This is a genomic window from Fluviibacterium sp. S390 (assembly GCF_049800695.1).
Taxonomy (GTDB): domain Bacteria; phylum Pseudomonadota; class Alphaproteobacteria; order Rhodobacterales; family Rhodobacteraceae; genus Meridianimarinicoccus.
In genome coordinates this window covers 25,843-39,681 of the sequence record NZ_JBNAFN010000013.1, presented here as the reverse complement: position 1 = coordinate 39,681, position 13,839 = coordinate 25,843, and the positions used below count along the sequence as shown (strand labels likewise).

Here is a 13,839-nt window from a genome sequence, read left to right as displayed (position 1 = left end):
AAACATGGACGCGCAAAATGAAAATCCTGGTCATCGAAGACGACAAGACGACCGGCACCTACGTTGCCGATGGGCTTCGCGAAGAAGGCCATACCGTGGATTTGATGACCGACGGCAAGGACGCGCTGTTGCAGGCCAGCACGACCGACTACGACCTTCTGATCGTTGATCGGATGTTGCCGGGGCTGGACGGCGTGTCGGTCGTGAAAACGCTGCGCGGTGCCAGGAACCAGACCCCGGTGCTGTTCCTGACCTCTCTGGGGGGCGTCGACGACCGTATCGAGGGCCTGAATGCTGGCGGCGACGACTATCTTGTGAAGCCCTTCGCATTCGGGGAACTGTCGGCGCGCGTTGCGGCGCTGGCCCGCCGACCGCGGGCGACGCAGGAAGAAACGGTCCTGCGCGCCGGCGATCTGGAAATGGATCTTGTCCGCCGCAAGGTCACGCGGTCAGGACAACCCATCGACCTTTTGCCGAGGGAATTCGCACTTCTGGAACATCTGCTGCGCCGCAAGGGCAGGGTGCAGACCCGGACCATGCTGCTGGAAGCGGTCTGGGACATCAGCTTTGATCCGCAGACCAACGTCGTCGAAACACATGTCAGCCGGTTGCGGGCCAAGGTCGACAAACCGTTCGAGACGGAATTGATCAAGACGGTCCGGGGATCCGGCTACCGGATCGAAGAATGACGACACCGAAGGACAGAGCACGCGCGCTGGTGCAATCCACGCCGCTGCGTCTTGCCGTGGCGCTGGTCATTCTGTTCGCGGTGGTGAGCCTTCTCAGCCTCGGGGCCTCCTACCTGATCATCCGGGACTCGTTTCAAACGACGATGGAGACCGATCTGCGTCAGGAACTGGCCGGCTTTCAGGCCGCCCCCTCGGCGGGCGCGCTGGCGCAGCTGATCTCGGCCCAGGGCGCGGCCACGGATCCGGAGCGGCGCATTCTCAGCTATCGTTCCCCCGACGGCAGGTACTTCGGCAATGGCGTGATTTCAAAGTCCGGCGAGGGATTTCGCGTCCTGTCCTTTCCGGAAGGAGAGGATCTGTCCGAGGACCCCTATCTTGCCTTGACAGCCAACCTGCATGGCGGCCAGCTGACGATCGCGAACAGCCGCGAGCAGATCGAGGAACTGGGCGAGCTGTTTCTCAACATCCTGCTGCTCAGCGTCTTGCCCACCACGGCCATCGCACTTGCGGCGGGGCTGGTGATTTCCCGGCGCAGCGGGCGGCGCATCGAAGCAGTCGGGCGGACATTGGAACGGCTCACCGACGGCGACCTGTCCGCACGGGTGGGCAAGATGCCCGGTCGCGCGGACGACCTGTCCACCATTTCTGTTCAGGTTGATCGCATGGCGGCGGCGCAGCAATCCTCGACCAATGCGCTGCGGCAGGTCTCGGCGGACATCGCGCATGACCTCAAGACCCCGATCCAACGGGTTGCCGTGCTGCTGAACCGCGCCCGCGAACTGCCGGACCTGCCCGACGAGATCGGGACCATACTTGACCAGGCGGGTCAGGAAACCGCCGGGATCGTCGCCACGTTCCAGTCCCTGTTGCAAATTGCGCAGATCGAGGGCGGCAGCCCCAGGAACAGGTTTCAGCCGGTAGATCTGGGGGCGCTCGCTGCGACGCTTGTTGAGGTCTACGAACCGTCGGCCGAGGAAAGCGGCCATGCGCTGACCCTGTCGAACACGCACAACGGCGCCGTCGAAGTCCTTGGCGACAAGGTCTTGCTGGGGCAGGTGCTGGCCAACCTGATTGAAAATGCACTGCGCCACACGCCGACAGGGTCCGGCATCGCTGTGGCCCTGCGCAAGACCGCCACGTCGGTGACGTTGAGCGTTGCAGACGATGGTCCCGGCATCCCGACACAGGAAAGGGACAAGGTGCTGCGGCGGCTTTATCGCCTTGAACAAAGCCGCACGACGCCGGGCAGCGGTCTGGGCCTTAGCCTGGTTGCGGTCATCGCCGACCTTCACGACGCCAGGCTTGAGCTTGGCGACAACCATCCGGGCCTAATCGTGAAGCTTGCGTTCCCGGCGGTACCCGGCAAAGGCCAGGCATAGTCCCGAAGGTCCGCGCGCCTTCGGGCCGGGCCATCCGATTTCTGTATTCCGGTCTGCCCCGCCTGAATGACCGAAACTACATCATGCGCATCGCAAGGTTCGCCATGATCCAGATCGTGCCCGCCATCATGATGATGACGATCAGCGTGGCGAACAGGATAAGCTGCAGGTCTTCGCGTTTCTGCCGGCTCAGGTTGATGTGCAGGAAGTACCTGAACTGGGCGAGGATCTGAATGACCGCACAGACCGCGATCGCCCAGATGATCAGGCTCCGCGACGCCCAGGGGGCGGCAACCGCCCAGAACGGCAAAAGCGTCAAGCCAAGCGCGATGACAAAGCCGACCAGATAGGCGCGGCGTTCCTTTTTGAAATCCGGTGGATGCTGCATCAGGCAAGCCCCCAAAGGTAGACGACCGAGAATATCCCGATCCAGATGATGTCGAGGAAGTGCCAGAACAGTCCCAGCCGCAGCAGCCGTGTCTTGACCGGGGAGACAAGGCCAAGGGTGCCGATCTGGATCAGCATGATGATCAGCCAGATCAGACCCGCCGTGACATGAAGGCCGTGCAGGGGCACCAGTCCGAAGAACGCCGACAGGAAACCGCTGCGCGCCGGGGTGGCCCCCGCCGCCAGCATCTTCGAGAAATCGCTCAGTTCGAACCCCAGGAATGCAAGGCCAAGGCACAGGGTTACGATCAGCCACAAGATCAGCGGGCCTTTGCCCTGCTCATGCCGCAATGCCAGCGAGGCCATGCCGAAGGTGAAACTGCTGGTCAGCAGCAACATCGTCTGGATGAAGGCGCTGTTCAGGTCGAAAAGATCCTTGGGGCCGGGGCCACCCGCCATGCCCATCGGGTTGAGCATGGTGACGTAGGTGGCGAACATCAGACCAAAGATGATCAGATCGCTCATCAGGAAGACCCAGAAACCGAACACCAGTGTCTCGGCCGTCCGGTGGGCCTCTCCGTGGTGATCGCCAAGGTTCATACCGGGGTGAGAGCTTGTTTGAGCCGTCATGCAGAGATCTCCGGCAGGTCCAGCGCGGCGCGGCCGGTGTTGCGCGAAGAGGCCTCGCTGTCGCGTGTGGTCGGCGTGGCCGTGGCCACCTGTTCCAGCCAAGCCATGTGGGTCGCGGCCACCTGGGCGGCGGGGATGGTCCGGTAACGGTCTGTCCTGAAGGTTCCTGCCACCCATGACCCCAGCATGGTCACCAGCGCCACCAGCGCCAGCCACCAGATGTGCCAGACCAGCGCGAACCCGAAAAGCGTGCCGCCGATACACATGATCATCCCCAGCGCGGTGTTGCGGGGCATGGTGATGTCCGCGAAACGAACCGGGGTCGGGAAGGCGGTTCCATTGGCTTTCGACATCGCGAATTCGTCACGCGTCGTCACCTGCGGAAGGACGGCGAAATTATACTCCGGGGGCGGGGACGACGTCGCCCATTCCAGGGTGCGCCCGTTCCAGGGATCACCCACTGGCACCCGCAGGCTGTCCCGGCCCCGGACGCTGACCCACAGTTGGATGACAAGCGTTGCAAGAGCCGAGAGGATCAGACCCGCGCCGCACATGGCCACAAGGGTGAAAGGGTCGAAGGCGGCCTCCTGATAGCTGAACGACCGGCGCGGCAGCCCCATGATCCCCAGCACGTAGAGCGGGAAGAAGGTGACCGCAAAACCCACGATCCACAGGGTGGCGGCAACAAACCCCCAGCCTTCGTGCAACCGGAATCCGAAGGCCTTGGGGAACCAGTAGTGATACCCGGCCAGCAGCCCGAACAGCACGCCGGGGATCAAGACGTTGTGGAAATGAGCCACCAGGAACACGGAATTGTGGACCTGGTAGTCGATGGTCGGGTTGGCCAGGATCACCCCGGTCAGCCCGCCGATGACGAAGAGGATCAGGAACCCGGTTGCATAGAGCATGGGCACCGAGAACCGGATGCGCCCGCGGAACATGGTCGCCATCCAGTCATAGACCTTCACGCCCGTGGGCACCGCGATGAACATCGTGGCGATGCCGAAGGCGATATTGACGTTGGCGCCCTGACCCATGGTGAAGAAATGGTGCAGCCAGACCGTGAAGCTGAGAATGGAAATCGCCAGAGAGGCATAGACCAGCGACGCATAGCCATACAGCCGCTTGCCCGAGAAGGTCGCGATCACCTCGGAGAAGATGCCATAGGCGGGCAGCACCAGAAGATAGACCTCGGGATGACCGAACAGCCAGAACAGGTTGGCATAGTTCATCATGTTGCCGCCCAGGTCGTTGGTGAAGAAGTGAAAATCCAGATAGCGGTCAGCGGCCAGCATCAGCGTCGCCACGGTCAGCGGTGGCATGGCGAATATCAGGATGATCGCGGCGCACAGGACGGTCCAGGTGAACAGGGGCATCCGGAACAGGGTCATCCCCGGCGCGCGCTCTTTATAGATTGTCACGGCGAAATTGATGCCGGACAGGGTCGATCCGATCCCCGCGATGCCAACCGACCAGATCCAGTAGTCCGGCCCGACACCGGGATTGAAGACCTTGCCCGTGTAGGGCGGATAGGCCGTCCAGCCGCCGGTCGAGAATTGCCCGATCACCAGCGAAATCATGATCAACGCCGCCCCCGCCGCGGTCAGGCCCAGACTGATCTGGTTCATCACCGGGAAGGACATGTCGCGTGCGCCGATCTGCAGCGGCATGATGTAGTTGATGAACCCCGACACGAAGGGCATGGCGACAAAGAAGATCATGATCGTGCCATGGGTGCTGAACAGCTCGGCAAAATGGTCCGGCGCCAGAAAACCGCCGTCCAGACCGAAAGCCTGCTGGGTCCGCATCAACGCGCCTTCGATCACCCCGCGCGTGAGCATGATCATCGACAGCACGATATACATGATCCCGATACGCTTGTGATCGACGCTGGTCAGCCAGTCTTTCCACAACGGCCGCCACCAGCCGCACCATGTGATGAGGATCACGACAGCAAGACCCCCGACAATGACGACCCCGGCAGCCCCGCCGCCGATCAGTTCACTGGCTGTCGGATTTTCGATGGCCTTGAGGATGGGCAGCGCGTTCCAGTCGAGCCGTCCTAGGGCAATGTCTTGCAAATTCATCGGGTACCAGCCTCCAACGGGGCAGGGGCGCCGGGTTGGTGTGCCGCCGATACGGCGACGCCAGCGTGATATCGCGCCTCAATCGAGGTGAAGAAATCATCCGGGATAGACGAAAAATAAAGCGCATCGTCCGGCATTGCATCCGTGCCGAGAACGCCACGCGCCTCTGCCTGTGTGGATCTTGCGCTGACAACCTCGTAACTGGCCGGATCCAGGGGAACGCCGGTGTCGCGCACCGAAGCAACCCAGTGTTCGAATGCCTGTTCGGACATGCCGATGGCATCGAACTTCTGTTGGGTGAACCCCTCCCCGTTGAACTGGGTGTTCTGGCCCTGAAAGCGTCCAGGCGCATCTGCTTCAAGGTGCAGGTTCGTTGTCATGCCCGGCATGACGTAGATCTGCCCCGCCAGTGCGCTGACAACGAAGGATTGCATCACCGTATCGGACGTCAGGGAAAGGCCCACCTGCCGATTGGTCGGAAACGCCAGTTCGCCGATGCTCGCGATGCCGAGGTCGGGGTAGACGAACAGCCATTTCCAGTCGAGACCAACAACCTGAACATGCAGGATCGGTGTTGATGTATCGACGGGCCGGTAGGGATCCAGTCTTTTGACGCTTTGCCAAAGCTGCACCGACAGCACGGCAACGATGACCACGGGGACACCCCACATCAACAGATCGAGCGGGCCGGAATATTCCCAGTCAGGCGTGAATTTCGCCTTGGTGTTTCTGTAGCGATAGCGCCAGAGCATCAGCGGCACCAGAACAAGTACCGGCACCACGGCCACCATCGTCAGCAGGGTGACGCGAATGAAATGCGCCTTCTGGTCTGCCGCGACGGGGCCCGCGGGCGTCCAGAAAGAGGCGTCTGCCGCGGCCAGATCGGGATGGATGACCACCCCGATGGCCAGGATGGTCAGGACAACGAACCTCGATAAACACGCCACTACCTGGTTGCCTCCACCCAAATCCGGGACCTTGCTGAAAGTGTCTGCAAGGCCGACCCTAGCTTTAGAAACTCCGCGCGGCTAGGCCGTCTGGTGCGGATGGAACATGTCACCTGGCTCTGTCAGGCTTCGGGGCAATTAACCGCGAGACCAGAGCTTCCACCAGAAAGCCGAACGGCAGCATGATCAGGTGTGCAATGTCGGCGATCGGTTCGGGGAAGGTGAGAAGCTTCACGACCAGAACAGCCAGCCCGATGGCCATGGCGCGGCCCCGCCAGCGCAAGTGAAACAGGCTTGCCCCTATCAGGCCAAATCCGCCTGCGGACATGCCGACGTCGAAAGTGGTTGGAAGCTCGGCCACACCGTCCAAGTTCAGGTGTTGGATCAGGTAGATGACGCCGAACATCAGCAGCAGTGTGCCGAGGATATCAAGCAGAAAGAACATGGCCCCTGCGCGCAACGGACCGTATCGCCATTCGAACCAACCGATTGAAATTGCGGCAAGAAAGAGCTGACGAAGCAACATGCCCGCATCGCGCGAGATGAAAGACCCGGTCAGAAGGCGAAGCCATTCCCCGTTCTGCAGGCTGGCAAGACTAACCCCGAATTTTTCAAGGTTCGCCCCGGAAAGCCCCCCGTCCAGCACGCCGAGCGACAGATTTGCGGCCAGAATTGTGGCCAGGAACAAGGGTGTGAACAAGAATATCCGGCGCGTTCGCGATGTTTTTGGGGCTTTGCGCATCAAGGGTCTCTGGCGGCATCGGGGTGCGACGTTTTCTGGTCGGCGGAACAACCTGGTCGCTCGGAAGGTGCGTGTGTTCACGCACCCTACATAGACCGGTTTCCCCTCGGCCGTGACCGAAAAACCAGCGGGATCACGGATTTCTACTGCACACCAGCAAGACAGGCGTCCTGCTCGGGCCGGCATCGACGCCGGACCGAGCAATTGCAGTAGCGCGCCCCATTACACAAGCCACGCACCATGCACTTGGGACTGCCTTGCGCTGACACCTTATTGCCGGCGCCTGTGCAAAGACCGGCGCCGGTCAGGTCTTGGCAGCCTCACACCTCTTGCAGGAGGTCTTCCGGCGACAAGCCAAGCACTGCGTCCGCGCCGTGCATCGTTGCAGTCAGACGCGCCTGCGCTTCGGGAAAAACCTGGCGGGCATAGAATTCGGCCAGGCGAATCTTGCTTTGTGCACCCGCCACATTCTCGCCATCGGCTATCTGCCTGGCCGCTGCCAGCGCGGCATCGCCCATCGCCCAGGCGCCAAGCGCGATGTTGAAGACCTCCAGCACATTGACCGCCGAGGCCAGGGGCGCGCCGGGCGCATCCTTGGCGCTTACCAGAAGCCAGGCGGTTGCCGCCTCCACGGCTTCAACGCCCCGAGACACTGCGTCAGACAGTGTTTTCCAATCGGCGGCATTGCCGGTTGCGGACTGGAGCGCCTCTGCACTGGCGCGCATGTCGCGGACAAGTTCGGCCACAGCGGCCCCCTTGTCGCGCAGGATCTTGCGCCCGATCAGGTCAAGCGCCTGAATTCCGGTCGTGCCTTCGTAGATCGTGGTGATCCGCGCATCGCGGAAATGCTGGGCGACGCCCGTTTCCTCGACATAGCCCATGCCACCGTGGACCTGCACGCCCAGTGATGCGACCTGGACCGACATTTCTGTCGATCCGCCTTTGACCACCGGGATAAGCAAATCGACACGGCGCTGATGAAAGGCACGGGTGTCGGGATCGGTTGCGCGGTGGGCAAAGTCAAGCGAGGCGGCCGCCCGGTAGGCGATGATCCGTGCCGCTTCGGTGCGGCTTTTCATGATGCCCAGCATCCGGCGAATGTCGGGGTGCAGGATGATCGGCGCACTGCCGTCGACACCGGGGGCGCCGCCTTGCTTGCGTTCGGCCGCATAGCGCGCGGCGTCCTGAAGCGCATGTTCGGCCACACCGATGCCCTGCAACCCCACGTTCAGACGCGCGTTGTTCATCATGGCGAACATGTACTCAAGTCCGCGGTTCGGTTCGCCGATCAGATAGCCAATCGCGCCGTCAGTGTCGCCAAAGGAAAGCGAACATGTCGGGCTGGCGTGAATGCCCAGCTTGTGTTCGATGGACACGCAGCGCAGGTCATTGGCCGCGCCCGGTGCCCCATCGGCATCAAGCAGGAATTTGGGAACCAGGAACAGAGAGATCCCCTTGACCCCCGCCGGTGCATCCGGCAGCCGCGCCAACACCAGATGGATGATGTTGTCGGTCATGTCGTGTTCACCGTGGGTGATGAAGATTTTCTGACCCTTGATGCGATAGTGGTCGCCCTCGGGGGTGGCCTTGGACCGGATCGCCGCCAGGTCCGATCCCGCCTGCGGTTCGGTCAGATTCATGGTGCCGGTCCATTCGCCCGTCACCAGCTTTGGCAAATAGGTGTTCTTCAGCTCCTCGGATGCATATCCTTCAAGCGCCTCGATCGCCCCCTGGGTCAGCATCGGACACAGTTGGAACGCCATGTTCGCGCCCTGGAACATTTCCTGAATGCAGGCATTCACCACATAGGGCAGCCCCATGCCGCCATGTTCCGGGTTTGCCGAAGGGCTGTTCCACCCCATTTCGACCAGCGTTTCATAGGCCGCCGCCCAACCCTCGGGCATTGTGACCTTGCCGTTGTCGAACCCCAGCCCGGCCTGGTCACCGACGCCGTTCAGCGGCGAAAGCTGCTGACCGGCGTATTTTGCGGCTTCGTCCAGAATGGCGTCGATCATGTCCGGCGTCGCATCTTCCAGGGCTGGCAGCTGCGCGATTTCGTCAAGGTTGCACAGGTTGTGCAACACGAAACGCATATCCTGAATGGGGGCGGCATAGGTCATCTCAGGAACTCCTGTTTACAGCTTTTCGGTAAGGGCGGGCACGGCATCGAACAGGTCGGCAACCAGTCCGTAGTCCGCGACCTGAAAGATCGGGGCTTCTTCGTCCTTGTTGATGGCGACAATGATCTTGCTGTCCTTCATGCCCGCGAGGTGCTGGATGGCCCCGGAAATGCCCACGGCAATGTAAAGATCCGGTGCGACGACCTTGCCGGTCTGACCCACCTGCCAGTCATTCGGCGCGAAACCGGAATCAACTGCGGCGCGCGAGGCCCCCACCGCCGCGCCCAGCTTGTCCGCCAGCGCTTCGATGATCTTGAAGTCTTCCTCGGAGCCAACACCACGCCCGCCTGACACAACAACACCCGCGGATGTCAGTTCGGGACGGTCGCTTTCTGCAAGCTTGTCTTCGACCCATGTCGAAAGCCCGGCATCAGCGGCGGCGGCGACGGTGTCGATCGGGGCTGCGGGCTGTTCGCCGGCAGCGTCGAACGTCGATGTGCGGAACGTGACAACCTTGGTTGCATCGGTCGACTTCACGGTCTGAACCGCGTTGCCTGCATAGACGGGCCGTTCGAATGTGTCGCCGTCCACGACGCCGGACGCATCAGAGATGACCATCACATCCAACAGCGCGGCCACGCGCGGCAGGATGTTCTTGGCGTCGGTGGTCGCAGGGGCGACGATGTGGCTGTAGTCACCGGCAAGCCCCAGAATCAGGGCCGCCGTGCTTTCCGCCAACCGGTGCCCAAGTGCCGCGTCTTCGGCGCACAGGACCTTGGCGACCCCAGCGATTTTCGCGGCGTCATTGGCAGCCCCGCTTGCAGAGCCCCCCGCGCAAAGCACAGTGACCGGTCCCAACAGCGCCGCGGCCGTGACAGCCTTGGCCGTGGCATCCAGGGCCAATACACCGTCATTCACTTCAGCCAAAAGAAGAACAGCCATTACACAGCTCCCGCATCTTTGAGTTTCGCCACCAGTTCATCGACCGAGCCGACAATCTCGCCTGCCGCCCGTGCGGCTGGCTCTTCGGTTTTCAGGATTTCAAGCCGCGGTGCGACGTCGATGCCGTAGTCGGCAGCGGTCTTTTCAGCCAACGGCTTTTTCTTTGCCTTCATGATGTTGGGCAACGAGGCATAGCGCGGTTCGTTCAGGCGCAGATCAACCGTGACCACGGTCGGCATGGCGACGCTGATGGTCTGAAGTCCGCCGTCGACTTCACGGGTGACCTTGGCGCTGTCGCCTTCGATCTCGATCTTGGAAGCAAAGGTGGCCTGGCTCCAGCCCAGCAGGGCCGACAGCATCTGGCCGGTGGCGTTCATGTCGTTGTCGATGGCCTGCTTGCCACACAGCACGAGACCGGGGGCTTCCTCTTCGACGACCCTGGCAAGGATCTTGGCCACCGCCAGCGGTTCCAGATCTGTGTGCACGTCATCCGCGGCAAGCACCAGGATGGCGCGATCCGCCCCCATTGCCAATGCGGTGCGCAGGGTTTCCTGCGCCTGCTTGACGCCGATTGAAACGACGACGATTTCGTCCACCAGTCCTGCTTCCCTCAGGCGGATTGCCTCTTCGACGGCAATTTCGTCAAAGGGGTTCATCGACATCTTGACGTTGGCGAGGTCGACGCCGCTGCCATCTGCCTTGACGCGAACCTTCACGTTGTAGTCGATCACGCGTTTGACTGGTACGAGGATCTTCATTTCTCATCTCCGCAAGCTTGGGGGCAGCGCGCAGCCAAGCGCGCCGCCTTTTGTCAGAAGGACTTTTTCAGCAGGGCGTGCAATTCGCCGACGATCCCGCGGCGGAAGGCCAGGACGCAGACCACAAAGATCGTGCCCAGCACCACGGGCACCCAGGCGCCAAGCGGACCGGAAGCAAGGTAGTTTTGCAGCGTGACGATCACGCCAGCCCCGACGACCGGTCCCGCGATGGTGCCCAGACCGCCCAGCAGGGTCATCAACACCACCTCGCCAGAGGTGTGCCAATGCACATCGGTCAGGGACGCGAGCTGAAACACGACCGTCTTGGTGGCTCCGGCAAGGCCAGCCAGGCCGGCGGACAGAACGAAGGCCAGATGCTTGTAGCGATCGACGTCATAGCCCAGCGACGTGGCCCGGTCCTCATTGTCGCGGATTGCGCCAAGGATCTGGCCGAACGGCGAATGCACGGCCCGTGCGATGATCAGGAAGCCGATCACGAAAACCGCCAGGACGAAGTAGTACATCGTCAGGTTGTTCTGCAGATCGAAGATGCCCAGTGCATACCCACGCGGCACGCCCTGCAAGCCGTTCTCGCCCCCCGTGAAGCCGGCACTTGTGAAGATGAAATACACCATCTGCGCCAGCGCCAGCGTGATCATTGCGAAGTAGATCCCCTGACGGCGGATCGCCAGCAGGCCGATCAGATAGCCAAGCGCGGCCGCCGAGCCGGCCCCGACCAGCAGGCCAAGTTCCGTGGGCAGGCCCCAGATCTTGATTGCGTGGCCGGTGATATAGGCCGCCCCACCAAAGAACGCGGCATGACCAAAGCTCAGCAGTCCGCCGTATCCCAGGATCAGGTTGAAGGCACAGGCGAACAGCGCGAAGCACAGAAGCTTCATCAGGAAGACGGGGTAGATCAAGAACGGCGCGACCAGCAGCAGTGCCAGGGCGATACCGTATCCAACTTTCGTATTCATCTCATGCACCTCACGCAGTTTTGCCAAACAGGCCTGCAGGTCGCAGAACCAGCACGATGGCCATTACAAGGAAGATCACGGTGGCAGAGGCTTCGGGCCAGAAGACCTTGGTCAGACCTTCGACGACGCCCATGGCCAGCCCGGTCACGACCGCGCCAACGATCGACCCCATGCCGCCAATCACAACAACCGCGAACACCACGATGATCAGGTTGGATCCCATCAGCGGGCTGACCTGGGTGATTGGGGCGGCCAGTACGCCGGCAAAGGCCGCCAAGGCAACGCCGTAACCGTAGGCAAGCGTGGTCAGGATCGGCACGTTCACCCCGAAGGCCTGCAACAGCTGCGGGTTTTCGGTGCCCGCGCGCAGATATGCACCGATCTTCGTGCGTTCAAACAGGGCCCAGGTGGCAACGCAGACAATCAGCGACGCTACGACAACCCAGGCGCGGTAGTACGGCAGGAACATGAACCCGAGATTGACACCGCCCTTGAGGGCCTCTGGCGTGGGGTAGGGGATGCCGGATGCCCCGAACATCTTGACAAAGACGCCCTCGATCACAAGCGCCAGGCCGAATGTCAGCAGCAAGCCATAAAGGTGATCGACCCCTGTCAGGCGCCGCAATAGGAACCGTTCGATCAGGATGCCCAGGGCTCCAACGATCAACGGCGCCAGGATCAGCGCGCCCCAGTAGCCAACGCCGATGTACTTCGCAAGGAAGAAGGTCGTGAACGCCCCGAGCATGTAAAGCGCGCCGTGGGCGAAGTTGACGATATTCAATAGTCCGAAAATAACCGCGAGACCAAGTGACAGCACGGCGTAAAATGCGCCGTTGATCAAGCCCAGCAGCAGTTGGCCGAACAACACTTGTGGCGGAATTCCAAGAAGGTCGGTGAGCATCTCGCGGCGTCCTGTCTCTTGATTATGGGGAGGGTCGCCCGGGCGGTGAAACCCGGGCGAAGTATGGTCTTACTTGGTCGGGCAGTTGCTTTCCGACAGCGGGCCAAAGGCCTCTTCGCCGGGGATCGTGCGAACGATGTCATAGTAGTCCCACGGGCCGGTGCTTTCGGCGGGGGATTTCACGCGGGCAAGGTACATGTCGTGCACCATGCGTCCATCGCTGCGGACCTGACCGTTGGTGGCGAAGAAATCGTTGACCGGCATCTCGCGCATTTTTGCCAGAACCGTATCGGTGTCATCCGTACCAGCGGCTTCCACGGCTTTCAGATAGTGCATGACAGACGAATAGACGCCGGCCTGAACCATCGTCGGCATGGTGCCGGTCTGCTCGTTGAAGCGCGCGGACCAGGCCCGGGTTTCGTCGTTCAGGTTCCAGTAGAAGCCGGTCGTCAGCTGAATGCCCTGCGCGGTTTCCAGGCCAAGCGCGTGGATGTCGGTGATGAAGGTCAACAGCGCCGCAATGGACTGACCGGCGGCAACCAGGCCGAATTCGTTTGCGGCCTTGATCGCGTTCACGGTGTCCGCGCCCGCATTGGCAAGGCCGACAACCTTGGCGCCCGATGCCTGAGCCTGCAGAACGAACGACGAGAAGTCCGACGACGGGAACGGGTGCTTGATCGACCCCAGAACCTGGCCACCTTCTGCTTCGACAACGGCAGCCACGTCACGCTCGAGGCTTTCACCGAATGCGTAGTCGGCGGTCAGGAAATACCAGGTGTCGCCACCTTCCTTGACCACGGCAGACCCGGTACCAACGGCCAAAGCGCGGGTGTTGTAGGTCCAGTGAAGGCCGGTCGGGATGCAGGCATCGCTTGTCAGCGGCGAAGACGCGGCACCCGAGACGAGGGCGATCTTGTTCTGCTGCTTTGCAATCTCGAAGACCGCGAGGGCCACCGAGGTCGTCACCAGTTCGGCGAACACGTCGACTTCTTCGCTGTCACCCCACTGGCGCGCCTTGTTGGCCGCGATGTCAGCCTTGTTCTGGTGATCGGCAGAGATCAGTTCGATCGGCGCACCGGCAACCGTGCCACCGAAATCCGCAATCGCCATTTCTGCGGCAACGACGGCGCCATTGCCGGCCAGGTCCGAGTAGGTGCTGGACATATCGGTCAGAACGCCGATCTTGACCTTGCCATCGCTGACTTCGGCGGCAGCCGCCGACGCGATCATCGCGGTCGCGGACGCGCCAACGGCGAGTTTGGTGAGAATGTTCATATTAT

Annotated in this window: 13 protein-coding genes; 2 read left to right on the top strand and 11 right to left on the bottom strand. The window is 61.8% G+C overall.

The window, feature by feature from the left end; translation table 11 throughout:
* Positions 1-17: 17 nt before the first annotated feature.
* Together ACP15K_RS11650 and ACP15K_RS11645 are read left to right on the top strand one after the other, a co-directional pair.
* Positions 18-689, top strand: a complete 672-nt coding sequence (locus tag ACP15K_RS11650) for a response regulator transcription factor (RefSeq protein WP_193142781.1) — start codon at positions 18-20, stop codon at positions 687-689.
* Positions 686-2,068, top strand: a complete 1,383-nt coding sequence (locus tag ACP15K_RS11645; RefSeq protein ID WP_424990580.1) for an ATP-binding protein — start codon at positions 686-688, stop codon at positions 2,066-2,068. Before ACP15K_RS11650 ends, ACP15K_RS11645 begins: the two co-directional genes overlap by 4 nt.
* 76 nt (positions 2,069-2,144) lie before the next feature.
* Here ACP15K_RS11645 and cyoD read toward each other — a convergent pair whose 3' ends face one another.
* The 11 genes from cyoD to ACP15K_RS11590 all read right to left on the bottom strand — a co-directional run bounded on the left by cyoD (position 2,145) and on the right by ACP15K_RS11590 (position 13,834).
* Complete coding sequence (gene cyoD / locus ACP15K_RS11640; protein WP_193142779.1) at positions 2,145-2,456, bottom strand: cytochrome o ubiquinol oxidase subunit IV; 312 nt, start codon at positions 2,454-2,456, stop codon at positions 2,145-2,147.
* Positions 2,456-3,085, bottom strand: coding sequence for a cytochrome (ubi)quinol oxidase subunit III (locus ACP15K_RS11635; protein ID WP_193142778.1), 630 nt, complete (start codon positions 3,083-3,085; stop codon positions 2,456-2,458). The genes cyoD and ACP15K_RS11635 overlap by 1 nt, the downstream gene beginning before the upstream one ends.
* Positions 3,082-5,172, bottom strand: a complete 2,091-nt coding sequence (locus ACP15K_RS11630; protein ID WP_424990579.1) for a cbb3-type cytochrome c oxidase subunit I — start codon at positions 5,170-5,172, stop codon at positions 3,082-3,084. The genes ACP15K_RS11635 and ACP15K_RS11630 overlap by 4 nt, the downstream gene beginning before the upstream one ends.
* Complete coding sequence (locus ACP15K_RS11625) at positions 5,169-6,119, bottom strand: cytochrome ubiquinol oxidase subunit II (protein ID WP_424990578.1); 951 nt, start codon at positions 6,117-6,119, stop codon at positions 5,169-5,171. The genes ACP15K_RS11630 and ACP15K_RS11625 overlap by 4 nt, the downstream gene beginning before the upstream one ends.
* A gap of 109 nt (positions 6,120-6,228) precedes the next feature.
* Positions 6,229-6,807, bottom strand: a complete 579-nt coding sequence (locus ACP15K_RS11620; protein WP_424990577.1) for a hypothetical protein — start codon at positions 6,805-6,807, stop codon at positions 6,229-6,231.
* A gap of 374 nt (positions 6,808-7,181) precedes the next feature.
* Positions 7,182-8,981: an acyl-CoA dehydrogenase gene (locus tag ACP15K_RS11615; protein ID WP_424990576.1), complete on the bottom strand. Its 1,800-nt coding sequence runs from the start codon at positions 8,979-8,981 to the stop codon at positions 7,182-7,184.
* A 15-nt stretch (positions 8,982-8,996) separates the two neighbouring features.
* Positions 8,997-9,923, bottom strand: coding sequence for an electron transfer flavoprotein subunit alpha/FixB family protein (locus ACP15K_RS11610; protein ID WP_193142773.1), 927 nt, complete (start codon positions 9,921-9,923; stop codon positions 8,997-8,999).
* Positions 9,923-10,681 carry an electron transfer flavoprotein subunit beta/FixA family protein gene (locus tag ACP15K_RS11605; protein ID WP_424990575.1) on the bottom strand — a complete coding sequence of 253 codons (759 nt, stop codon included), beginning with the start codon at positions 10,679-10,681 and terminating at the stop codon, positions 9,923-9,925. The genes ACP15K_RS11610 and ACP15K_RS11605 overlap by 1 nt, the downstream gene beginning before the upstream one ends.
* 53 nt (positions 10,682-10,734) lie before the next feature.
* The gene (locus ACP15K_RS11600; protein WP_193142771.1) at positions 10,735-11,658 is read right to left on the bottom strand and encodes a branched-chain amino acid ABC transporter permease; all 924 of its coding nucleotides are present in this window, start codon (positions 11,656-11,658) and stop codon (positions 10,735-10,737) included.
* Between the two features lie 10 nt (positions 11,659-11,668).
* Positions 11,669-12,559: a branched-chain amino acid ABC transporter permease gene (locus tag ACP15K_RS11595; protein WP_193142770.1), complete on the bottom strand. Its 891-nt coding sequence runs from the start codon at positions 12,557-12,559 to the stop codon at positions 11,669-11,671.
* A gap of 69 nt (positions 12,560-12,628) precedes the next feature.
* Positions 12,629-13,834, bottom strand: a complete 1,206-nt coding sequence (locus ACP15K_RS11590; RefSeq protein WP_193142769.1) for an ABC transporter substrate-binding protein — start codon at positions 13,832-13,834, stop codon at positions 12,629-12,631.
* Between the last annotated feature and the right edge of the window lie 5 nt (positions 13,835-13,839).

Bases quoted from the DNA above. Each gene is read 5' to 3' on its own strand.
- ACP15K_RS11610 (WP_193142773.1), bottom strand. From the start codon at position 9,923: ATGGCTGTTCTTCTTTTGGCTGAAGTGAATGACGGTGTATTGGCCCTG.
- ACP15K_RS11590 (WP_193142769.1), bottom strand. From the start codon at position 13,834: ATGAACATTCTCACCAAACTCGCCGTTGGCGCGTCCGCGACCGCGATG.
- ACP15K_RS11650 (WP_193142781.1), top strand. From the start codon at position 18: ATGAAAATCCTGGTCATCGAAGACGACAAGACGACCGGCACCTACGTT.
- ACP15K_RS11635 (WP_193142778.1), bottom strand. From the start codon at position 3,085: ATGACGGCTCAAACAAGCTCTCACCCCGGTATGAACCTTGGCGATCAC.
- ACP15K_RS11645 (WP_424990580.1), top strand. From the start codon at position 686: ATGACGACACCGAAGGACAGAGCACGCGCGCTGGTGCAATCCACGCCG.
- ACP15K_RS11615 (WP_424990576.1), bottom strand. From the start codon at position 8,981: ATGACCTATGCCGCCCCCATTCAGGATATGCGTTTCGTGTTGCACAAC.
- cyoD (WP_193142779.1), bottom strand. From the start codon at position 2,456: ATGCAGCATCCACCGGATTTCAAAAAGGAACGCCGCGCCTATCTGGTC.
- ACP15K_RS11630 (WP_424990579.1), bottom strand. From the start codon at position 5,172: ATGAATTTGCAAGACATTGCCCTAGGACGGCTCGACTGGAACGCGCTG.
- ACP15K_RS11605 (WP_424990575.1), bottom strand. From the start codon at position 10,681: ATGAAGATCCTCGTACCAGTCAAACGCGTGATCGACTACAACGTGAAG.
- ACP15K_RS11600 (WP_193142771.1), bottom strand. From the start codon at position 11,658: ATGAATACGAAAGTTGGATACGGTATCGCCCTGGCACTGCTGCTGGTC.
- ACP15K_RS11595 (WP_193142770.1), bottom strand. From the start codon at position 12,559: ATGCTCACCGACCTTCTTGGAATTCCGCCACAAGTGTTGTTCGGCCAA.